At 62.6% G+C, this 22,798-nt stretch carries 17 protein-coding genes and 1 pseudogene; 9 read left to right on the forward strand and 9 right to left on the reverse strand.

Translation table 11 applies throughout. From position 1 onward, the window contains the following. Nucleotides 1-145: 145 nt before the first annotated feature. The 7 genes from EA462_RS09860 to EA462_RS09890 form a co-directional block, all read right to left on the reverse strand. A complete protein-coding gene (locus EA462_RS09860) occupies nt 146-664 on the reverse strand; it encodes a chemotaxis protein CheD (RefSeq protein ID WP_124178396.1) in 519 nt (172 codons plus the stop codon). Next, nucleotides 661-1,920 carry a chemotaxis protein CheC gene (locus EA462_RS09865; protein ID WP_124178397.1) on the reverse strand — a complete coding sequence of 420 codons (1,260 nt, stop codon included), beginning with the start codon at nt 1,918-1,920 and terminating at the stop codon, nt 661-663. The genes EA462_RS09860 and EA462_RS09865 overlap by 4 nt, the downstream gene beginning before the upstream one ends. After that, nucleotides 1,917-2,522 carry a chemotaxis protein CheC gene (locus EA462_RS09870; RefSeq protein ID WP_124178398.1) on the reverse strand — a complete coding sequence of 202 codons (606 nt, stop codon included), beginning with the start codon at nt 2,520-2,522 and terminating at the stop codon, nt 1,917-1,919. The genes EA462_RS09865 and EA462_RS09870 overlap by 4 nt, the downstream gene beginning before the upstream one ends. An 88-nt stretch (nt 2,523-2,610) precedes the next feature. Further along, nucleotides 2,611-5,946 (reverse strand): chemotaxis protein CheA, encoded by a 3,336-nt coding sequence (locus EA462_RS09875; RefSeq protein WP_124178468.1) that lies wholly within the window; start codon nt 5,944-5,946, stop codon nt 2,611-2,613. After that, a complete protein-coding gene (gene cheB, locus EA462_RS09880; protein WP_124178399.1) occupies nt 5,939-7,129 on the reverse strand; it encodes a chemotaxis-specific protein-glutamate methyltransferase CheB in 1,191 nt (396 codons plus the stop codon). The genes EA462_RS09875 and cheB overlap by 8 nt, the downstream gene beginning before the upstream one ends. Next, nucleotides 7,126-7,488: a response regulator gene (locus tag EA462_RS09885; RefSeq protein ID WP_124178400.1), complete on the reverse strand. Its 363-nt coding sequence runs from the start codon at nt 7,486-7,488 to the stop codon at nt 7,126-7,128. The genes cheB and EA462_RS09885 overlap by 4 nt, the downstream gene beginning before the upstream one ends. A 180-nt stretch (nt 7,489-7,668) precedes the next feature. Then, nucleotides 7,669-8,445, reverse strand: coding sequence for a chemotaxis protein CheW (locus EA462_RS09890; RefSeq protein ID WP_124178401.1), 777 nt, complete (start codon nt 8,443-8,445; stop codon nt 7,669-7,671). A 108-nt stretch (nt 8,446-8,553) separates the two neighbouring features. Here EA462_RS09890 and EA462_RS09895 point away from each other — a divergent pair, with 108 nt between their 5' ends. The 5 genes from EA462_RS09895 to acs (EA462_RS09915) all read left to right on the forward strand — a co-directional run bounded on the left by EA462_RS09895 (nt 8,554) and on the right by acs (EA462_RS09915) (nt 16,453). Beyond that, nucleotides 8,554-9,006 carry a chemotaxis protein CheW gene (locus tag EA462_RS09895; RefSeq protein WP_124178402.1) on the forward strand — a complete coding sequence of 151 codons (453 nt, stop codon included), beginning with the start codon at nt 8,554-8,556 and terminating at the stop codon, nt 9,004-9,006. 82 nt (nt 9,007-9,088) lie between these two features. Then, nucleotides 9,089-9,589 (forward strand): universal stress protein, encoded by a 501-nt coding sequence (locus EA462_RS09900; protein WP_124178403.1) that lies wholly within the window; start codon nt 9,089-9,091, stop codon nt 9,587-9,589. Nucleotides 9,590-9,732: 143 nt separating this feature from the next. Then, on the forward strand, nt 9,733-11,703 hold the full coding sequence (acs, locus tag EA462_RS09905; RefSeq protein WP_124178404.1) for an acetate--CoA ligase: 1,971 nt from the start codon (nt 9,733-9,735) through the stop codon (nt 11,701-11,703). Between the two features lie 174 nt (nt 11,704-11,877). Continuing rightward, nucleotides 11,878-14,121: a bacterio-opsin activator domain-containing protein gene (locus EA462_RS09910; protein ID WP_124178405.1), complete on the forward strand. Its 2,244-nt coding sequence runs from the start codon at nt 11,878-11,880 to the stop codon at nt 14,119-14,121. 307 nt (nt 14,122-14,428) lie between these two features. Then, entirely contained in the window at nt 14,429-16,453 is a 2,025-nt protein-coding gene (acs, locus tag EA462_RS09915; RefSeq protein WP_124178406.1) for an acetate--CoA ligase, read from the forward strand. 125 nt (nt 16,454-16,578) lie between these two features. Here acs (EA462_RS09915) and EA462_RS09920 read toward each other — a convergent pair whose 3' ends face one another. Both EA462_RS09920 and EA462_RS09925 read right to left on the reverse strand, forming a co-directional pair. Beyond that, nucleotides 16,579-17,031 (reverse strand): universal stress protein, encoded by a 453-nt coding sequence (locus EA462_RS09920; protein WP_124178407.1) that lies wholly within the window; start codon nt 17,029-17,031, stop codon nt 16,579-16,581. A gap of 156 nt (nt 17,032-17,187) precedes the next feature. After that, complete coding sequence (locus EA462_RS09925) at nt 17,188-19,332, reverse strand: hypothetical protein (RefSeq protein ID WP_124178408.1); 2,145 nt, start codon at nt 19,330-19,332, stop codon at nt 17,188-17,190. Nucleotides 19,333-19,478: 146 nt separating this feature from the next. On the opposite strand from EA462_RS09925, the pseudogene EA462_RS17555 reads away from it, so the two are divergent. The 4 genes and pseudogenes from EA462_RS17555 to hflX all read left to right on the forward strand — a co-directional run. Beyond that, nucleotides 19,479-19,628: pseudogene (locus tag EA462_RS17555) on the forward strand (Rpp14/Pop5 family protein); the annotation flags it as partial. Nucleotides 19,629-19,632: 4 nt separating this feature from the next. Beyond that, nucleotides 19,633-20,394 carry an archaeal proteasome endopeptidase complex subunit alpha gene (gene psmA / locus EA462_RS09935; protein WP_124178409.1) on the forward strand — a complete coding sequence of 254 codons (762 nt, stop codon included), beginning with the start codon at nt 19,633-19,635 and terminating at the stop codon, nt 20,392-20,394. Nucleotides 20,395-20,501: 107 nt separating this feature from the next. Then, on the forward strand, nt 20,502-21,227 hold the full coding sequence (locus EA462_RS09940) for a ribosome assembly factor SBDS (RefSeq protein ID WP_124178410.1): 726 nt from the start codon (nt 20,502-20,504) through the stop codon (nt 21,225-21,227). A gap of 245 nt (nt 21,228-21,472) precedes the next feature. Further along, complete coding sequence (hflX, locus tag EA462_RS09945) at nt 21,473-22,774, forward strand: GTPase HflX (RefSeq protein WP_124178411.1); 1,302 nt, start codon at nt 21,473-21,475, stop codon at nt 22,772-22,774. Nucleotides 22,775-22,798: the final 24 nt, after the last annotated feature.

Raw genomic sequence — 22,798 nt, forward strand, 5'->3', positions numbered from 1 at the left:
TCGATGGTTGGGTCACAGCGCGAGAGGACGCTCGAGTCGCACCGCCCGTCAGCATCCGACTCCGGTCCGGGTTCGGACGGGTGGGGTCTGACGAAGCCCGGATCGGTCTCGATAAACGAAAACGGTGACGAAACGCCGCCGCCGGTCACAGCTCGTTCACTCCGGACTCGTTCCCGTCTGACGTCGTCACGACGAGTGTCCCCGTACTGGGGGTAAACTCCACCGTTCGACCGTGATCACCACCCGTATCCGTGGCGACGATCGGAACGCCGAGTTTCTCGAGTTCCGATCCGGCGGCGGCGACGTTTCGCTGACCCACACCCTCACCGAAGCTCTCGAAGTCGAACATATCGCTGCCGCCCGCGATCTTCGCTTCGACCGATGCATAACTCGCACCCCGGTCGACCATGCGCCGCAAGAGCGCCCTGATCGCGGTGTCTGCATACTTTCCGGGTTTTCGGTCGCTGTTGTCCGACGTATCGCCGTCAGGTAACATGGCGTGTGCCAGACCGCCGATTCCGCTCTCGGGATCGTAGAGGGCGATCGCGAGACACGATCCGAGCCCGTAGGACTTGAGCGTGTCGTCGCCGTCGCTGACGGCCAGTTCTGAGATACCGACCTGGACCGGCGACGGTGCACCCGGTTCGCTTCCGTACGTTTTCATACCGTATCGACTTCCTGAAACTCCGCCGTCGTGGGCGTCCCTTCGATCCGATCGACGTCGAGATCGTTCAGCGCACGCTCTAGGTCGGACTCGTCTGCGATCGCATACACCTCACAGCCGAACTCGCGTCCGTCCGCGACGACGGCGGTATCGAAGACGAACGCGAACTCCTGATCGGCACCGAGTTTGACGATGACGGGATCGACGGCTGCGGCCCCGAAGTCGTGGATAAACTCCGGGGGCGAGTGGTCGATCGTCGTGTCCAGAACGTTCGCCCAACCGTCGAGGAATCCACTCGCCATGATGTTGCCGAGTTCCGTGATCGCGCTCGTTCCCATCTCGCCAAAGCCGTCCTCGTCGATGGATGCAGGAACCATCGCGTCGACGATTTCCCGGGCCGACTCTTCGTCGAACAAAAAGAGCAGGTAGCCACTGGGAACGCCCTCGAACTCGAAGGCGACGCTGACCAGCTTCTCGGGTGGCACCTGCTCGGGTATCGTCTCGAGTGAAACGAAGTTGAGCCGACGGATCTCGACGCTCGTCTCGATACCTGTGAGTGTCGTGGCAGTCTTTGCGATCTCCTCTGCACCGCGTTCTGCCATTCGATCGAACCCATCGAGTTTGTCGTACTCGATTCCGTCGCTCGTTCGCAACCGCTCGAGTAGCCGTGCCATCGACGATCGTTTCGGAAAGAGGTAGTGACTGAAGCTGATTTCGGTGTCGACGGCCTCGATCGTGCTCTGAAAGAGCAACGCGAGGTCGTCGTCGGTGGGAGCCTCCGCAACGTCGTCGAAGAGGAGTGCAGCCGACTCCCCCTCGACGAACTCGGGCGTCGAAACGTCGATAACCGTCTCGAGGACGTCGGCCCAGCCGTCGATAAAGCCGCTGTTCATGATGTGGCCGACTTCGGTGGTTGCGCTCTTTTCCATGCGGGAAAACTCCCCGGGATCGATGTCGAGGTCCGAATCGGGCTCTGCCTCCTCGAGGAGGGTTTCGACGATTCGGATCACGTTATCGCGATCGAAGACGATCAGTGAATAGCCCTCGATCGCCCCGGAGAGTTCGACTCGAACGCCGACGTTCGTCTCCGACTCCGCGAAGTCCCGACGGATTTCGCGTCTGCGCATGAAGTTGAGCTTCGTCACGCCGACTCGAGTCTCGACGCCGGTCATGTGAGTCAGCCGGCCCGCAGCGAGTCCCGCGCCTTCTCGTGCCATTCGGTGGAACGTGCCGAGGGCGTTTACGTCGAGTCTCATGCGGTTTGAACGTCGATTCCGTTGACCATTTCGACGAACTCCTCGAGGTCGGGAAACGCATATATTTCGGCTTCGATCTGATAGCTCGGGACCGTGAGATCCGAATCGAAAAGGAGGGCGAGATCGTCGCCGCCGAGTGCAGCGGTTCGGGTGACGATATCACCCCCTGGCGCGTAGACGAGTTGAGGGGCTGCGATATCGATTACCCGCCCCAGCACGTCGGCCCAGCCGTCGATGAAACCGCTCGCCATCATGTTCCCCATCTCTTCGACGGCACTTCTGGCCATTTTTCCGGAGACGTCGGACATGTCGTCGACGACATCGCTCAGCATGATCGCCGTGATTTTCTTGGCGCTTGCCTCGGGAAACAGGACGAGGATGTGACCGTGTGGCGGGTCGAGTAACCGAACCCGGACGCCGACTCGCTTGCCGGGCTCGAGTTGGGTCTCGATATCGTCGATATCGATGAAGTTGGTCTTGGTCACGTCCATCTGGGCGTTTTCGCCAGTCAGTTTGCCCATGTTTTCAGCGACGCCGTTCGTCCCGACTTTCGCCATCTCGTTGATGAAACTCAGCTTCCGAATGTCGACCATCAACGTCATTGGAACCTCCGCGTTCCGCTTCGTCGATGCTCGTGACGTCGTGTGCAGTTACCGTCGTGACCGTCTTCGTGCTGATATTCGTATTCAATCATAGCGTTGTTACGTCGATAATGTTGACTACTTTTCCTCGACCCCGAACTGTTGCCCCGCTGAGACCGGGAATGTCGCTCATGAACCCATCGAACGGTTTGACGACGACTTCCTGTTGGCCGTGGACGCGATCACAGCGAACGGCGATCGGCCGAACGCTATCGCGAATGCGAACGGCGACTCCGTCTTTCGCGACGGTTTCGATCCGACCGTCCTCGGCATCGCCGCTACGCCCGCTCTCGCCGCCAGATCCTCGTTCCGACACACCCAGTGCGTCGACGAGATCGACGACGGGGTACGTCTGATCGTCGACGGGGAGAATCGATCCGTCGGCTCCCGTCTCGATCGGTCGTGCCGACTCGACGGCGTGGACGGCATCGGTCGGAATACCGAACTCCTCGTCGCCACACTGGATGAACAGGACGTCGTCGATCGCGATCGACACGGGAAGGGTCATCGTAACCGTCGTTCCCTCGTCCGGTGAACTCGCGATCGAGACGGTTCCGTCCATCTCTTCGATCGTTCGCTTGACGACGTCCATTCCGACGCCGCGGCCGCTCACATCGGTCACCTCCGTTGCCGTCGAAAATCCCGGCTCGAAGATGAGCTGTGCAACCTCGTCGTCGTCGAGCGCCGTGGCTTCGTCCTCCGTGAGGACGGACGCATCGATCGCTTCCGATCGCAGTCGATCGAGATCGAGTCCACTTCCGTCGTCGGAGACCTCGATTTTCACTTGATTTCGTGAACGCGTCGCGGAAACCTCGACCGAGCCGTCCGCCTGCTTCTCGATCGCCTCCCGTTCCGATGGCGCCTCGATTCCGTGATCGACGGCGTTACGGACGAGATGGATCAACGGATCTCGAATTCTGCCGAGGACGCTGCGATCGAGTTCGACGTCGGTTCCGTTCGTCTCGAAGTCGACCTCCTTGCCCTGATCGCGAGCGATGTCGCGGACGACCCGTGGCAACCGATTTACGACGGTCTCGAGTGGGACGAGACGGACGTCCATCACCGTCTCCTGAAGCTCGGTCGTCAACGCCTCGAGGTCGTCGAGTTCGTCCTCGATCGCCTGAAAACCTCGGTCGGACTCGACTTCGTGTCGAAGCCGAACGCGACTCGTGACGAGGCCTTCGACGAGCGTCGACAGCTGCTCGACCCGGTCGGTATCGACCCGAACGGACTGGATCTCCTCGTCGTCGTCAGTTTCCGGTCGACCCGATCGTTCCGGAACCGTGATGTCGGGGATCTCGAGGTCGGGTTCGTTGTACACCCGCTCGACGTGTTCGTCGTCGACGTCCGCCGACTCGCTGTCGTCCGTCTCGGCGGTCGATCCCTGATTTCCTGCCGTACGGAACGCCTCGTCGATCCCGACGCCGAAATCGCTGTCGTCGAACGCGTCGTCCCCGAACGCCTCCTCGAACGAGTCCGATTCGTCGTCGACGAGATCGCTCGGATCTACCGACTCCGTGCCGTCATCGACGTCAGACACGAATTCGTCGGGCTCGCTCGAGTCCGACTCCTCGTCGGTTCCGACCGTCGAAGTTGATTCGAGCTCGTCGTTCGATGGGGCGGAAAATCCGTCGTCGGATACGCTCTCTCCAAACTCGGCGTCTTCGCTCTGGGTCCAGTCGGCCGTTTCATCGTCGAACCCGCTTTCCTGGGGATCGTCGACCGGTGAAACGGTCGTCTCGGAGTCCCGCTCGAACTCGTCGAAAGAGATCTCGGTCGCAGGATCGGGCTCGGACGCGGCGGACGCTGTTGGTTCATCCGATTCGTCGTGGCCCTCCTCGAGACGATCGTCCGCCGAATCGGCCAACGGATCGTCATCGGATCCGGCGTCGGTCGCTTCGTCGTCGAAAAACGAGTTGTCCTCGTCGATGTCGACACTGCCGAAGCCGTCGTCGGTTGTGCCATCGTCAGCGGTCACCCGATCGTCGGCACCGGCGTCGTCGACTACTGGTTTGTCGTCATCGCCGTCGTCGACTACTGCTCCGTCTGTGCCGTCCTGTACATCCTCACCGACGGCCTCGAGGCCTCCGTCGGCTTCGTCGGCCGCATCGTCCTCCCCGAACTCATCACCGAGGAGTTCGTCCATGCTGACTTCCTCTTCGTCGTCGAACTCGTCGAACTCGAGTTCATCCAGTTCCGCTTGAAGTTCGTCGAACCCGACGGTCTCGACTTCGTCTTTGAGTTCTTCGAAGACCGAACCGGCGTCCTCGACGTCGTCATCGGTCGAGACGCCATCGTCCGTGGCGTCGGTGGCTGTTCCGGCGGCGTTCGTCTCACTTCCGCCGGCGGACGCGACATCCGATTCGGTTCCCGGTTCAGGTGACTCGACCGGGACCTGTTCCGACGGCTCGTCGGCCACAGTCGCCTCGAAAAGGTCGTCGAAGGAACCAGCGTCACCCATCTCGTCGAAGACGTCGAGATCGTCGTCAGCTTCGACCTCCGTTACTTTCTCGTCGAGGTCGTCGAACTCGTCGAACTCCTCGAGGAGGTCATCGATCTCGAGCGCTCTGGCTTCGTCGGCGGAAATCGAGGCAGCGTCGACGTCTTCTGCGAGGGTTCCCGCTTCGATCGGGGAACCGGAGACGTCCGTGTCGACGTCGGAGTCGAACCGTCCCGTCACCTCGACGATCTCGACGTCCGAAACTCGTTCGATCGGTTCCAGTCCGGATACGATGGCGGTTTCGTCCACCGCACAGCCGAAGACGGCATCGAACGTCCGATTTGCGGGACCGTCATCGATCCGCTCGCGAGACGGTACCGTTCCGATCAGATCGAACGCGTCGGTCAGTGCGTCGACGACCAGCCCTCCGCTCGAGCAGTCGCCGTCGTCGTTCAGTTCCGTGACCGCGATCCGTGCGAGATAGGCGTCGTGGCTGTCGTCTGCCGGTGGGTCGAATCGAGACAGTATGGACTCGATCTCGTCGTCCGACGGCTTCTCGACTGACGTGATCGATTCGGCCTCGAGGTACGTTCGAAGCGCGGAGATCGTGGGGGACGGATCCGTCTCGACCGCGTCGTCGGCCTCGAGTTCGTCGACGATCGTCTCGAGTTCGTCGACGGCGTCGAAAACGTCGTCCATCAGCTCGGCCGTGACGTCGATTCGGTTCGATCGGACTCCCTCGAGGACGTCTTCGATCGCGTGAGCGAGGTCGCTCGCCGCCTCGAGTCCCGCCGCCCCACAGTTGCCTTTCAGCGTGTGGGCGATCCGAAAGATCTCCTCGACCGTCTCGTCGTCGGGCGCTCGCTCGAGCGTCAACAGGGCGTTGTTGAGCTCCGTAATCCGTTCGCGACTCTCTCGAACGAAGTCAGACGGATACTCAGTCACGATGCTCACCCGTACAGGTCTCGACGATCTCATCAGCGATGTCGGGTTCGGCCGCGACCCGATCGACGCATCCGGTCTGGATCGCCCGTGCGGGGATACCGAAGACGGGACTCGTCGCCTCGTCCTGTGCGATCGTCGCCCCGCCGGCGTCGCTGATCGCCTCGATACCGGCCGCACCGTCGCTTCCCATTCCGGTCAGAACGACGCCGCAGATGGGGTCGGTGACGTGCTCTGCGACGCTTTCCATCGTGACGTCGATCGACGGGCGAACGCCGTTGACGGGATCGCCGTCATCGAGTCGGACCCGGAGAGAACCGCCGACGTTGGCCGTCACCACCAGGTGTTCTCCTCCGGGTGCGACCACGATCTCTCCAGGGTCGATCCGCTCGTCGTGACCGGCCTCGCGGACGTCGTATGCGGTTCGCCCATCGAGGCGCTCTGCGAACCGCCTGGTGAACTCGGCCGGCATGTGCTGAACCACGAGACCGGTCGCCTCGAGCGACCTCGGGAGCCGTTCGAGCAGGCGTTCGACGATCTTCGGACCGCCGGTCGACGCACCGATCACGATGGTCGGATCCGCGAGGCAGTCATCGAATTCGACGCGACTCGAGTGCGGATCAGCCAACCGATCGGGTCCCGGTTTGCCGGCGGCCGGGGTGGCCGATCGCAGCTTCGCGGACGATCCGAGAGCCGGTCCCGAAGACGACGAGGGCTCAAAGGAAGGTTGTGAGGCTCGGACCGCTCGAACCGACCGAGCGGCCGAGGCCGTGTGGGCGACTGCGAGCGACGAGACGTCGGCATCAGCGAGGCTGTCGACGGTTTCGATGAGGTCTTCGATCAGGTGGGCGACGTTCCGCGAGCTCGATCCGTCGGGTTTCGTGAGGAAGTCGACGGCCCCGCTATCGAGCGCCTCGAGGGTTGCGTCGGTTCCCTCGTCCGTGTACGCGCTGAGCATGAGAATCGGGATCGGGTCGGTCGTCATAATCCGTTCGACGGCTTCGATGCCGTCCATAACAGGCATCTGGACGTCCATCGTTACGACATCCGGTTCGAACGCCTGGACCGCCTCGAGAGAATCAGCGCCGTTTTCGGCCGTTTCGACCTCGTATCCGGCGCGAGAGAGTGCGTTGCCGATAACCGTCCGCATGAACCGTGAATCATCGACAACGAGTACTCGCGTCATGCCGCGGCGACGTCCGTGAGTGCCTTTTTTACGCTCGGTTCTTCGAAGGGTTTCGTGACGTAGCCGTCGGCACCGGCTTTGACGGCGAGTTTCATCTTCTCTCGCTGACCGACGCTCGTACACATAATCACGCGAGCGCTCGGGTCGATCTTCTTGATCGCGGCTGTCGCTTTAATTCCGTTACACTTCGGCATCACGATGTCCATCATGACGATATCGGGATCGTGTTCTTTGTACAGTTTGACCGCCTCGGCACCGTTCGTCGCCTCTCCGATGATGCGGTAATCCTGCTCTAAGATTTGCTCGAGCAGATTTCTCATAAAATGAGAGTCGTCTACGATAAGGACCCCTGTCGACATTTACTAGTTCACCAAATGATTGTAGAAATAGAACTACTATAAATGCTGTCTCTCGATTATCAACCGTGATAATGCATGGATATCGGCGGTTCCTCGGCTCCGCTGGATTCCGTGACGAGTCGACGAGCGCATCCGGTCGTGACGGATTTAAACGCGATCCCACGCGATTTTCCCGTCGGCTTAATCGGCAGAGATGGGATGGCCGGACGCCAGTAGAACGTCTTCGACGCTGACGAGCGGAACGACGTCGACGACGACGCGCCGCTGTGACCGTTCGCCACTCCCCGTCGAAATTCGCTTATCGCCGTTGGACTCGACGAGCTCGGAGTCCGACGCGGCGTCACTCGAGGTCGGACGGTCGAGCGCGGTCGAACCGCGTTCCGATCGGTTCGTTCCGTCGGCCGCCTCGAGGGTGACCTCGGTCGGAGAACGCTTGCCTTCCTGGGGTATCGATTGGCGCTCGCGTTCGATGAGCGCCTCGACGAGTGGATGCTCGAGGGCGTCACCGGAGTACTCGAGCACGTCGGTGTCGGCAGCGTCGGTGATGTCGTCGTCGGATACCGTGTCGATACCGAGGACTTCGCTGACCCGGATCGCGGCGGGCTGCTCGTCGGCTGGCGGGTCGAATACGAGTAGCTGATTCGCGTCGGGATGGCCGTCGTCACTCGGGAAATATGCCGTCAAATCAATCACCGCGGTCACCTCCCCCCGAAGATCAGTCAGCCCCTCGATCGCTTTCGGTGCCCGCGGTACTCGCGTGAAATCGGACGGAACGTCCGCGATCGTTCTGACGACATCGACTGGCACGGCGAGCTGGTGGGTGCCGATTTCGAACCGGACGACGCGGAGGGCCGCTTCGGATTCGTCCAGAGACTCTCGACGACGGTCGTCGTCCGCCTCGTCGATATCGATTCCAGGCAGCTTTTCGGGGAGATCCGGGGCCATCTTCGTACGCATCTATTTTATTCCACAAATAAAACATTGACTGCTGGCTGGATCTCGCGAATTCCGAACCGTCGGACACCACAATAGATATAAGAGGATGACTTATTTCCACTGGAAACGATGTCGTCGCCCTCCAGTCGTGACGAGCGAGCCGCCGAATCCGATCGGATAACCGTCCTTCCGTTCTCACTCGGTGGAACGCGGTACTGTGTCCGGGTTGACGCGATCGAATCAGTCGTCGGCGTCGCCAAAGCGGGATTGCTCGAGAACGCAGCGGACCCGTGGGCTGCGGGCTCGACCGCCGTCGACGGGACGCGGGTTCGCGTCGTCGACCTCCTGCGGGTGATCGAACCCGCGCGTTCACGAACTGACGATCCGACGCTCCTGGTCTGTCGAGAAACGGATGAACGCGGAGCCCACTACGGGTGGGTCGTCGGCACCGTCGACAGCACGGAAACCGTCCGTACTGACGACGTGGTGACCGCGAGCGCGAGCGCACAGTTCATCGAGGGTCGGATCGAACGTCCGGACGGAGCGGTGATCTGGCTCAACGACCGGGAGATAAACGGCTAACGAGTCCCCTGTGGCGGGTCAGCTCCGTTATTCCGTCGGCGGAGCCGAACATTTACCACGTCGTATCCTGTGTGATAACCGTATGACACTGCTCGTTCCGTTCGACGCCTCGACGCTGGCGACGAACGCACTGGCGAAGGCGGCGACGTTCGGAGAACTCCTCGAGGAACCGGTCGTCGTTCTGACGGTCCTTCCGGACGATGCCGAATACGCGCGGAGCCGAGGCTGGATCACGGAGGGTGAACCGTTCGATCGAGAAGCGATCGAACGCGGGCTTCGGGGCCGCGCAGAAGACGTCGCACCGAACGCGACGTTCCGGACCGAGCGAGTCAGCTCCGACGAACCGACGGCAACGGCCACGACCGAGGTCGTTCGAGAGATTCGACGCGTTGCCGGCGACGTGGAGGCGAGCGTCGTCTTTATCGGATCCGAAAACGCCGGTTCGGTGATCGCACCCCAGTCGAGCATCGGCAGCCCCGTCGCGAACGACCAGCGCTACGACGTCTACGTCGTCCGCCAACCCGACGCTGAGGATCGTCCTGAGACGACCGGCTCGATCCGAGACGACGGATACGGTCTGTGACGACGGACGATCACCTGCTATCGCGATTGACGACGATGGGAGTGGACGAGCTGCCGTCGGAATTTTCCCGGCCCGTTCAGGCGGTTGATCGGCGCGGGTGGAGGAACGTTTATTCGCCTGACTGACTTCGGTCCGAACGAGACATGGACGATCGGAACGGATGGGGCCGCGACCGACCGGTTCCCGCCGGATCGCCCCATCAGCCCCCCGAATCGTTCGTCGAACAGGCGAACGTGACGGACGAGGCGATCGACGAGAAGTTCGAAGAGAACTGGCCCGAGTGCTGGGAGCGAGCCGCCGGATCGCTCTCGTGGGACGAACCGTTCGACACCGTCCTCGAGGACGGGGACGCACCCCTGTATCGGTGGTTCGCGGGCGGGAAGCTCAACGCTTCGTTCAACTGCGTCGACCGGCATCTCGAGGCCGACCGAAAGACCCACGCCGCGATCCGCTGGGAGGGAAAACACGGCGAGCGCGAGACGTACACCTACCGGGACCTGTACGTGGCGGTCAACGAGTTGGCGGCTGCGCTCCGTGAACTCGACGTCGAAGAGGACGACGTCGTGACGATCTACCTGCCGATGATCCCGGAGTTGCCGATCGCGATGCTCGCCTGCGCTCGCATCGGCGCGCCACACAACGTCGTCTTCGCCGGACTCTCGGCCGATGCGCTCGCGGCGCGGATGGACGCCGCTGACAGCGAATTTCTCATCACCTGCGACGGCTACTACCGTCGCGGAGACGCGTTCAATCAGAAAGGAAAGGCCGACAACGCCCGGCTCTCGCTCGAGGCCGACGTTCGAACCGTCGTCGTCGATCACCTCGGTGCGGACCTTCCCCACGTTCTGGGGGACGACGAGTACGATTATCACGATCTCCGCGAGGAGTTTGCCGGCCGGACCGTCGATCCCGTCCCGCGAGATGCCGAGGACATGCTGTTTCTGATGTACACCTCGGGAACGACGGGAGAGCCCAAGGGAGTCGTTCACACGACCGGAGGCTACCTCGCACACGTCGCCTGGACGAGTCACGCGGTCCTCGACGTCAAGCCCGAGGACACCTACTGGTGTGCGGCCGACATCGGCTGGATCACGGGCCACTCCTACATCGTCTACGGCCCGCTCGCGCTGGGGACGACGACCGTCATGTACGAGGGCACTCCCGACTACCCGGACCGCGACCGCCTCTGGGAGATCGTCGACCGCAACGCGGTGGACGTCTTCTATACGGCACCGACGGCGATCCGCGCGTTCATGAAGTGGGGCGAACAGTACCCGGCAAGCCACGACCTCTCGAGTCTCCGATTGCTCGGCACCGTCGGCGAGCCGATCAGCCCGCGGCCCTGGAACTGGTACCGCGAACGCGTCGGCGGCGGCTGTCCGGTCGTCGACACCTGGTGGCAGACCGAAACCGGCGCGATGATGCTCTCGACGCTTCCCGGTATCGACGAGATGAAACCGGGTGCTGCGGGGCCGGCGCTTCCGGGAATCGAGGCTCGCGTCGTCGACGAGACCGGAGCCGACGTCGCAGCCGGCGAGGCGGGCTATCTCACCATCACTCGCCCGTGGCCCGGAATGGCTCGAACGCTGTACGACGGCGACGATCGCTACCGCGCGGAGTACTGGGAACCGTTCTCCGATCCCGAAACCGGCGATTGGCGATACTTCAGCGGCGACACCGCCTCGATCGACGAGGACGGCTACGTCACCGTTCTCGGCCGCGTCGACGACGTGATCACCGTCTCCGGCCGGCGACTGAGTACGATGGAGATCGAGAGCGCGATCACCGACGTCGCCGGCGTCGCTGAGTCCGCCGTCGTCGGCCGCTCGAGCGACCGTGAAGGAACCGAGATCTACGCCTACGTGAGCACCGAAGGTGGGTTCGAACCCACCGACGACATCCGCGACGCGATCGTCGACAGCGTCGGCGGCGCGATCGGACCGGTCGCGACGCCCCACGAGATCGTGTTCACGCCCGAACTCCCGAAGACGCGCTCCGGGAAGATCATGCGCCGCCTGCTCGAGGACATCGTAAACGGCGAGGAACTCGAGGACACGAGTGCGCTTCGAAACCCCGAGATCGTCGGAGAGATCCAGACCGGACGCGAGGAGTGAACAATATTTCGCAGTTCCAAGAGTGACGAAACATTTCGGAACACCGTCTACAAACGCTCTAGAACCCAGAATTCGGGATTATCGTGACGTCTCCGTAACTCGACGTGACGTCTCCCGCTGGTTCAACGCGGCGTAACCGGCAGATCTATTTCGTTTCTCTTGGAACTTCGAAATATGAGTCTCGAGACGGCCGACGAGTCGACGATCTCGAGGCGGCAGTACGAAGTGCTGGTCGGCGTTGCCGAAACGTATCGAGAGGCACTCGTGATCCGTCTCTGTGGCCAGGTCGGGCTTCGCCCGGCGGAACTCGTTCGGCTGTCGGTCGACGACGTCGAGCAGGTTCGAATCGATCCGCCCCGGTATCTCGTTCGGGTTCCCGACGGGGACGACCGTCACGAAGACGGCCGCCACGGCGTTCGAACCGCCTACCTCCCCGTCGACGTCGAACGCGAACTCCGCCGATACGCGCGAAGCGAGGGGCTGTCGGCGGACGACCGAATATTCACCGTGACGCCCAGACGACTCCAGATGCTCGTCTCCGACGTCGGAGACCGCGCGAGCGAGGCGTTCGACGACCCCGCTCTGGCCGAGGTCTCGACGGCGGATCTTCGCCGGTACTTCGCGCATCGCGCACTCGTCGACCACGACGTGAATCCTCGCGCGGTCAAAGCCGCCGGCGGCTGGCAGAGCTTCGAAGCCCTCGAGTTCTTCTTTCGCGAGCCGACGGACGACGAACTCGTCGACGCCTTCGACGCCGTCGAACGCCCGTCGAGACCGGGCTGGGGCCACGACGGTCGACAGCCCGACGAGCCGGTGAGCGACGACAGCGTCGTTCGCCTCTTGCTCGCCGCGAGCGACCGGTACGCGCTCGTTCGACTGGACGCGGACGGCTACGTCGATCGGTGGAACCGCAGCGCCGCCGCGCTGTTTGGCTATCGGGCCGGCGAGATCGTCGGAACTCACGCCTCGACCTTTTATACCGACGACGCTATCGAAGACGGTGCTCCCGAGCGAACGCTCGCTGTGGCCCTCGAGTCGGGGGGACACGAGGTCGAGGGCTGGCGCGTTCACCAGGACGGATCGCGGTTTCGCGTGACTGAGGTCGTCTCGGCGCTCCGTGACGACCGGGGCCGCCACCGTGGCTTCGCCGTCTTCGTTCGCGACGTTTCCGCCCATCACGACGCACTCGAGTCGGCCCGCGCTCGTGGGGACGAACTCGAGCGGCGACGCGCCGTCGTCGGACGACACCGCGCCGTGACTCGCTCGCTGCTCGCGTCGACCGATCACGCCGAGATCGAAACGAACGCCTGCGCGTCGCTCGTCGACGGCTCCGCCTACGAGTTCGCGTGGATCGACCGGGCGACGCTCTCCGATGGTCGCCGGGAGTGGCGAACCGCGAGCGGTCTCGAACCGTCCGCCATCGACCGGATCGTCCCGGACGGCTGGGGAAGAAACGCGTTCGAAGACGGCCCGAGCGACCGCGCGGACGGCTCCGGCGAGGCCACCGAATCGGCGGTGTCGGTCGCGCGGGACGTCACGGCGGGCGTCGAGGAACGCCGCTTCGAAGGAGCGCTCGCGTGCGTTCCCGTCGAGTACGGCGAAACCCGGTACGGAACGCTCTCTGTCGGAACCGCCCGAGCGGCCGCGTTCGACGAGGAGGAACGGCGAGGGCTCGAGACGACGGGCCGCGAGATCGGAGCCGCGATCAGCGCGGCCCGTCGACGAACGCTCCTCTCGTCGGACCGGGTGGTCGAACTCGAGATCCGCTGTCGGGACACGGGATCGTTCTTCGTCGACGCCTCGCGGACGCTCTCGTGTCGCTTCGAACTCGACTCGCTCGTCCCCGTCTCGGAGTCGACGCAGCTCTACTACCTCCGCCTCGAGGGTGCGTCCCCTGCCGAGGTCTTCGAACTCGCAGACGTCGAAGAGGAGATCGAAGACTGTCGGGTGATCGAAACCGACGAACGAGGGTCGCGTCTCGAGGTCGTCGTCGACGGATCATCCCCGGCGCTAACGCTGACCGAGTACGGTGCGACCGTCCGCGAGGCGAACTTCGAGGATGGGCGAGCGACGATCACGGCCGACTGCAGCGCCGACGCGGACCTCAGGACGATCGTCGACGGACTGCGCGCCGCCTTTCCGGAAACCGATCTGATCGGCAAGCGAGAGACCGACCGGTCCGTCCGGACGACAGCCGAGTTCAGGGCGGGACTCGAGGACCGACTGACGGATCGTCAGGAGGCGACGCTCCGTGCGGCGTACGTCGGCGGCTACTACGACTGGCCGCGCGAGAGCACTGCCGAAGAAGTGGCAGACGCCATGGGAATTACCTCTCCGACGCTGCACAACCACCTCCGAAAAGCCCAGCACGAGCTGTTGCGGACGTTTTTCGAGGGGGATCGGACCGATCACGACTGAGCCGATGAGCCGTCGTCGGTATCGTGGACCCTCGTCGTTCTCACGAGCTATTGTCGTTCTCGTGGACCCTCGTCGTTCTCACGAGCTATTGTCGTTCTCGTGGACCCTCGTCGTTCTCACGAGCTATTGTCGTTCTCGTGGACCCTCGTCGTTCTCGAGCGGCTGCCCACACGCGTCGCCACTGGATTCTAGACAGGGTGGGGCGACTGATTTCTGGACCGGCGGGCCGAACCGGCCGTGGAGCGCTAGATTTTGCACAACTAGAGGCCAGCTTTACTATCATCGTTGTGTATTGTTCGAACGTATCATGACACAGGAGGAAGCCAACCTCGAGGTACGACTCGAGGAACAGGAGGAGTTCGAGCCACCGGAGTCGTTCGTCGAGCAAGCGAACGTGTCCGATCCGGGGATTTACGAGGAGTTCGAGGAGAACTGGCCGGAGTGCTGGGAGGGTGCGGCCGACCTCCTCTCGTGGGACGAGCCCTACGAGACGGTGCTCGAAGACGACGATGCCCCGTTCTACGAGTGGTTCACGGACGGCGAACTGAACGCGTCGTACAACTGTCTCGATCGACACGTCGAAGACGGTTCGAAAAACCGGGCGGCGATCAAGTGGGAAGGCGAAGGTGGCGAGACCCGAACGTACACCTACGGCGACCTGTTGAACGAGGTCGAAGCCTTCGCCGCGACGCTGCGCGACCTCGGCGTCGAGGAGGACGACGTCGTCACGCTCTACATGCCGATGATCCCGGAGCTGCCGATCGCGATGCTCGCCTGCGCTCGCATCGGCGCGCCACACAGCGTCGTCTTCGCCGGCTTCTCCGCGGACGCGCTGGCGACCCGGATGAACTCGGCCGACAGCGAGCATCTGGTCACCTGCGACGGCTACTACCGTCGCGGAGACGGACTCGACCACATCACGAAGGCGAACGAGGGTCTCGAGGGCGTCGATCACGAGGTCTCCGACGTCGTGGTCGTCGACCGACTGGGCGACGAACTCGAGCACTCGCTGTCGGACGGCCAGCACGATTACGATGAACTGATAGCCGATCACGAGGGCGCGTCCGTCGAGCCGGTTTCGCGAGACGCCGAGGACATGCTCTTTTTGATGTACACCTCGGGAACGACCGGCAAGCCGAAAGGGGTCAAACACACCACCGGCGGCTACCTGTCCTATGCAGCCTGGACGAGCCACGCGGTCCTCGACGTCAAGCCCGAAGACACCTACTGGTGTGCGGCCGACATCGGCTGGATCACCGGCCACTCCTACATCGTCTACGGCCCGCTCGCGCTGGGGACGACGACCGTCATGTACGAAGGGACGCCGGATTATCCCGACAAGGACCGGCTCTGGGAGATCGTCGAGAAAAACCGCGTCGACATCTTCTATACGGCACCGACGGCGATCCGCGCGTTCATGAAGTGGGGCGAACAGTATCCCGCGCGCCACGACCTCTCGAGTCTCCGATTGCTCGGCACCGTCGGCGAGCCGATCAACCCGCGCGCCTGGAAGTGGTACTACAAACACATCGGCGGCGAAGAGTGTCCGATCGTCGACACCTGGTGGCAGACCGAAACGGGCGGCATGATGATCACGACGCTTCCCGGCGTCAACACGATGAAACCGGGGACGGCTGGACCGCCGCTTCCGGGGATCGGTGCCTCGGTCGTCGACGCGAACGGCGACGACGTCGGTGCCGGTGAGGCCGGCTACGTCACGGTGAACAAGCCGTGGCCGGGCATGCTCCGGACGCTGTATAAAAACGACGAACGGTTCATCGAGGAGTACTGGGAGGAGTACTCCGACGAGGACGCCGTCAACAGACAGTTGACGAGCCCTCACTCGACGTCGTCTCGTGAGGACGCGGACGAGTGGGTCTACTTCCCCGAGGACGGGGCGAAACTCGACGGCGACGACTACATCACCATCCTCGGTCGCGTCGACGACGTGATCAACGTCTCCGGACACCGACTGGGCACGATGGAGATCGAGTCGGCCGTCGTCGGCGTCGAAGGCATCGCGGAGGCCGCCGTCGTAGGCGGACACCACGACGTCAAAGGCGAAGCCGTCTACGTCTACGCGATTCCGGAAGACGGGTACGAGGCTGACGCCGACCTCGAGGAACGAGCCGCCGAAGGCATCCTCGAGTCGATCGGTCCGATCGCGAAACCCGAGGAAGTGATCTTCACGCCCGAACTCCCGAAGACGCGCTCTGGGAAGATCATGCGCCGCCTGCTCGAGGACATCGCCAGCGGGAACGAACTCGGCAACACCTCGACGCTGCGAAACCCAGGCGTCGTCGACGACATCGCAGAACAAGTCGACAACTAGACCGGGCGAGTTCTCGTTTTCCTACCGGCGAGCGGGGCGGAGCGAATCGGAGAGAGGCGCTCGGTGCGCCGTCGGAACTCGAGCCCACACGGACCGACCATCGACCGGTCGTCCGCCGTCCGGATTCACTCCGTTTCGACCGGCGTTTTGACGATCGTGACCGGACGATCGGACATGTTCGCCACCCGTTCCGCGACGCTGCCGAGGAGGCGGCGATACTCGCCCGATCGGTTCTTCGAGCCGACGACGGTGAGTCCGATGTCCTCTCTGGACACGTACTCGAGGATGGCCCCGTGTGGAACGCCGTGTTCGATGCTCGTTTTCACGTCGATCCCTTCGTCGGCAGCGGTCTCGCTGATCTCTTCGACGGCGTCGCGACCGGCCTGCTCGAGGGCACTCTCGAGTCCTTCTAGCTCGTGGACGTACTCGTCGCCCGGATACGAGCCGTAGGTTTCGGTATCGACGACGTATAGGACGTGGAGTTCGGCGTCGTATCGCGAAGCCGCGTCGATCGCGTGATCGATGGCTCGGTCGACGCCCGTGCCGATATCCGTCGGCAAGAGGAGGCGATCGTACATTGCCCACGACAGTACGAGGTCGGCGGGAAAATAACTGTCCGTCAGTTGCGGCGACCGACCTCCGGATCGCGATATCACGCGGTTTGCTATCCCGACGTCATGGCGCAGCCGCTGGACGGTCGCGACCCCACCGGAACCGACTGACAGCGCTCCACGTCAGGAATCGAACTCCGGTCGAAGCTCCTCGGACCAGTAGACGTCACCGTCGTAGATGACGGATGCTTCCGTCTCGTCGAGCAACGCTGCGAGCTCCGACCGCGAGAGGGTGAAGTTCGATTCGGTCCCGCAGAGATACGCGTATTCGTTTCCGGCCGTGTGCGGGAAGTAGTACGACCCCGTCGCCCGGGTCGAATAGCAGTCGAACGTGACGAGAAACTGCTCATCGGCATCGTCGCCGGTCGGGCCGTCCGCTGTCCGTCCGTCGAGTGGCTCGACGATCACCGTCGTCGGCAGCCGGTGTTCGCCCTGCGTGAGCGAGTGAGTGCCGTCACCGACGACGGCGTAATCTTTCCCCATCATGATTCGACGGCGCGCGAGGCGCATCGCGCGTTCGATGCTGAACCCGTGAACGAGGAGTTTGGCGAACGCCGAACCGACTTTGACGGCGTGATCGTTCAACACCTTGGTGAACGTCACAGCACCGGCAACGCTTCCTTTCTCGATCAGCGCCGTTCCTTCGTAGAACGAACCGCAGGCGTTGAGGAAAAACGTCTGGACGTTCGATCGATCGAGGCTCGAGGTCGAGAGATAGCCGTCGGCACAGCGGAGTCCGTCGGTTTCACAGTGACCGATGTAGTGGACGAAGTCGTGGTCGTCCTCGAAGAGTCTGGCGAGTTCCACAACGCTCAACGAGTCTTCGACGGTGACCTGGATCGGGAGCTCTTCGGAACGACGACGATAAATCTCGGCAACGCTGTCGTGCTCGCCGCTCATTTCGGGATCGTTCAGGATGACGCGAATCGACGTCGTATCGCTCGCTCGGTCGACGTAATCGAGCCGGTTGTAGTAGGCTTCGGGTGCGGATTTGAAAACGTCGATCGGCACGCCGTCGGCAAGCCAGCCGTGTATTCGTCCGTTTTTGAGTTCGGGCTTGACGATATCGACCGATGCGACCCGGCCGACGCTGGCTCGTCCGCCGACGGTCGCGGAACTCCGGTCCCCGCCACGGTAGAAATCCGCAAGCGAGCGCTCGACGAGTTCCTGTCCGTCGAGTTCGGACGTCCGGGGGGGATAGATCATACTCAGACGATCGAGCAAGAACGGAACCATCTCGACGTGGTCGTAGCTGGGCGTGACGTACGTGGAGAGGTGCCAGTCGGGAAGCCGGTGTTCGATCGCAGCGTACGGGACGTCGAGATACGTCTCGAGGCGACGTTCCGAAGACAGTTCGTACAACCGCGTTGGGTCCAAACCGAGCGCAGAGAGGAGGTTCGTCGAGGCGAGGTTCGTTCCGCACGGACCCGCGTTCCGAACCAGACAGTCCATAAAAAACGTTTTTCGGAGTACGCGCTCGACGTCGCACTCGAGGGTCGGCATCGGAGAGAGCCGTTCGTCGACGTCTATATCCGGGATTCGAATCCGGGGGTGCTCCGGATCGCGACGGACCCCCTCGGCCTCGAGCGTCCGGATCGTCGCCTGCAGATAGTACGCGAGGGGCGCGACGGTGAACATCGTCTCGTACTCCGACGGGACGAGCAGTTCGATGCCGGTATCGGGCGTTTCGTTTCGAATCTCCGGAGGGATCTCGAGGGAATCACCGGCTTCGAGAAACGGTGGGTGACCGCGGAGCGTCGGGTACGTCCTGTCGGGCTTCGTGGTTTTGTGTGACGAGGAGAGGTGCGTTATCGCCGTGGCGACCTCCTCGGGCGAGTCGGGAACGGTTATCGTTCCGCTCGGACGTTCGTGTCGGCTTCGAAAGCCGGCGACGACCGTCGTCCGCTCCGAGAAGGTAACGACGAGCGACTCGAATCCGTCCGATCGGTTGATCGTCGCTGGGCCGCTGATCCGAAGATAGGTTTTGATGTCGGTATCGATATCGATCACGAACTCACCCGACGGAAGCGAAAGCGAGCCACGACGCGGGTCGAGTTCGTACTGGTCGTTCGAATCCAGCGAGAACGCATAGACGACCGCGTGGGGGAATCGAAGCTCCCGTGCGGTGACCGCGACCGTTTCGTCGACCGGGCGTGGAACGTCGGAACTCGTCTCCTCGACACCGATGTCGTCGCCGTGGACGATCAACTCGGTGTTATCCGCGTCCGTGACGCGGAGTGCATGGGCCCCAACCTCCCACTCTATCATTCGGTACGCTGAATGTGTCCCCGCGAAGTTAGTTGTATCGGAATGTCACCTTTGAGTCGTGCGGTTTGTTTCGGCCTGTGAAACTCCGCACCCCTCGTCGGCCTTGAGTCTTTGTCTGGCGGAGAGTGCGGGTCGGGTAAGTAAACTATTTAGGACGCCGTGGGCAAGTCACGGAAGAGAGAAACGTCGTGTTCTGGAACGAAGAGCGAGTCGCCGTCGGACGCAATGGATCTACTGACGCGGGACTCGAGGAGCCGTTCTCGAATGCGACAGACCTCGATTACGATTTAGCGTGATACTATGCAGGGACAAGCTCAACAGCAGGCATACGACCGAGGCATCACGATCTTCTCGCCAGACGGCCGACTCTACCAGGTCGAGTACGCACGCGAGGCGGTCAAACGCGGAACGGCGAGCATCGGCGTCCGAACGTCGGACGGCGTCGTTCTCGCCGTCGATAAACGCGTTCCGTCACCGCTGCTCGAGGACTCGAGCGTCGAGAAGATTCACAAAGCAGACGACCACATCGGGATCGCCAGCGCGGGCCACGTCGCGGACGCGCGCCAGCTGATCGACTTCGCACGCCGACAGACGCAGGTCAATCAGCTTCGCTACGGCGAACCGATCGGCGTCGAGACGTTGACCAAAGAGGTTACCGATCACATCCAACAGTACACCCAGGTCGGCGGTGCCCGTCCGTTCGGCGTCGCACTGATCGTCGGCGGCATCGACAACGGCGAGCCGCGCCTGTTCGAGACGGACCCCTCGGGGACGCCCTACGAGTGGAAGGCGCTTGCCGTCGGTGCCGACCGCGGTGAACTCCAGGAGTTCTTGGAGGAGAACTACGACGGCGACGCCGACCTCGAGGGCGGAATCGCGCTGGCGCTCGACGCGCTCGCATCCGTCAACGATGGATCGTTGCTCCCGAGCGAAGTCGGGCTCGCGACTGTCGACGTCGAAAGTGAGTCCTTCGAGCAGTTCGAGCAGGACCGTATCGGTGACCATCTCGAGGAAAACGGCCTCCTCGACGACGGTGAAGAAGAGGACGAAGGCGACGAATAAGTACGGTAATCGAGCGTCCGGAACCGGAACCGAGCCGACGATCCTTTTTGGCGTCGAAATCCTCGGTCAGGAAAAGCTCTTTTACCCGCCCGTGGCTACTCATCGATATGATATCGCTCGACGAGGCGGTGACGGCGCGGCTCGAGTCACACGGGGCCCGTTTCGAGGTACTGATCGACCCGGACGCCGCACTCGCGATCAAGCGCGACGAGTTCGAAGGGGACCTAGAAGAGGTCATCGCCGCCGAAGACGTCTTCGAAGACGCCTCTCGTGGCGATCGACCCGCCGAAACCGATCTCGAGACGGTCTTCGAGACCACCGATCCGATCGAGATCATCCCCGAAGTAATCAAGGAAGGCGAAATTCAGATCACGGCCGACCAGCGCCGTGAGATGCAAGAACAAAAGCGCAAGCAGTTGATCGACACGATCGCACGCAACGCGATCAACCCTCAGATGGACGATGCACCCCACCCACCGGAGCGAATCGAAAACGCTCTCGAGGAGGCCGGCTTTACCGTCGATGCGATGGAGCCGGTTCAGTCACAGGTCGACGACGCACTCGACGCGCTTCGACCGGTTATTCCGATCCGGTTCGAGGAGGTGACGATCGCCGTCCAGATCCCCGCAGAGTACGCAGGCAGCGCACAGGCCAATGTCCGACAGTTCGGTGATCTCGAGCGCGAGGAGTGGCAACCCGACGGGTCCTGGATCGGCGCGGTTACCTTCCCGGCCGGCATGCAAAACGACTTCTACGACGTCGTCAACGAACACTCGAGCGGCGAAGCCGAAACGCAGATGGTCAAGGACAAAGACGATCTGCGGACCCGGTAACGACCCGCTGACTCCGCCCGTCTCTCGACGCGAGCCGACAGCGACCGACCGGAAAGCACCGCGGCGGAGAGCGCTCATCGGGCACTGGATTCAAGTCGGTCGACCGCGTACCGTCGACTATGTCCGACCGTCGTTTAACGGGGGTGTTCGACCGGCATCACTAGCACGCCGAACGGTATCTCGCGCGCGAATCACCGATCCGAGTTGGTCACGTGTTCGCAGACGAGTGGCGGTCCGGTGTCCGCATGAGCGCTATCGTCGCAAAACGGGTCGATTCCGGGACCGCCGATACGACGGAAATCCGTGATCTCGCGGCGGCGGCTGGCTATACGATCAGCGGCGAGGTGACACAGTCACGGCGAGCGGATCCGGCGCTCCAGTTCGGTGAAGGGAAAGCCGAGGAACTCGCAGCCAGAGTCGATGAGACCGACGCGAAGACGGTCGTCTTCGACAACCGGCTCGGACCGTATCAGATGTACAATCTGGGACAGCTACTCCCGGACGGTACCGAGGTCATCGACCGGTTCACGCTGATCCTCGAAATATTCGGTCAACGTGCCCAGACCCGGAAGGCACAGCTACAGGTCGAACTGGCCGAACTTCGGTACGAGCTGCCCCGAGCGGAGGCGAAATCGAGTCTTGCAAAGCGCGACGAACATCCCGGATTCATGGGCCTCGGTGAGTACGACGAGAGCCGCGAGCGAGACATCAAGGCCCAGATCAGCCGGATCACGGACGAGCTCGAGCAGATCGAACGAACCGAAGAACACCGCCGAGAGCGTCGACGCGACTCCGGGTTCGATCTGGTTGCACTGGCGGGCTATACGAACGCCGGCAAGTCGACGCTTCTTCGACAGCTCGCAGCGGACCTCGAAATCGACGAAAACGAGGACCTCCACCCGGACCTAGAGTCGACGGCGGAGTCCCAGGACAGGCTGTTTACGACCCTGGGGACGACGACCAGACGCGCTGCTATCCAGCCTCGTGACGTGTTGGTCACCGATACCGTTGGGTTCATAAGCGATCTGCCACACTGGCTGGTCGAATCCTTCAAGTCGACGCTCGACTCCGTCTATCGGGCGGATCTGGTGTTGCTCGTCGTCGACGTCAGCGAACCGGTCGACGAGATTCACGAGAAGGTCGTCACCTGTCACGACACGCTCTACGAGCGAAACGAGGCACCGATCGTGACGGTTCTGAACAAAATCGACCGCGTCGACGACGAGGAGCTCACGGAAAAGCGCGAGGCCCTCTCGGGGCTTGCACCCGGTCCGGTGTCGGTCAGCGCACGAACGGGGACGAACGTTGAGGAGTTGTTAGAGCGGATCGACGACGAGCTTCCCGACTGGCTGGAAGAGCGCCTCGTCTTACCGATGACCGACGACACGATGAGCCTGGTCTCGTGGATCCACGACAACGCGAACGTCAACGACGTGACCTACGGCGACGAAGACGTTCACGTCTCGTTCGAAGCACGACCCGCGGTGGTCTCGAGGGCGCGCTCTCGCGCGGGCGAACTGGAGAGAACGTCCGTCGAATCCGCCTGATCGATCACCGATAGCGGGGTCGAT

Source organism: Natrarchaeobius halalkaliphilus (genome assembly GCF_003841485.1).
GTDB lineage: Archaea > Halobacteriota > Halobacteria > Halobacteriales > Natrialbaceae > Natrarchaeobius > Natrarchaeobius halalkaliphilus.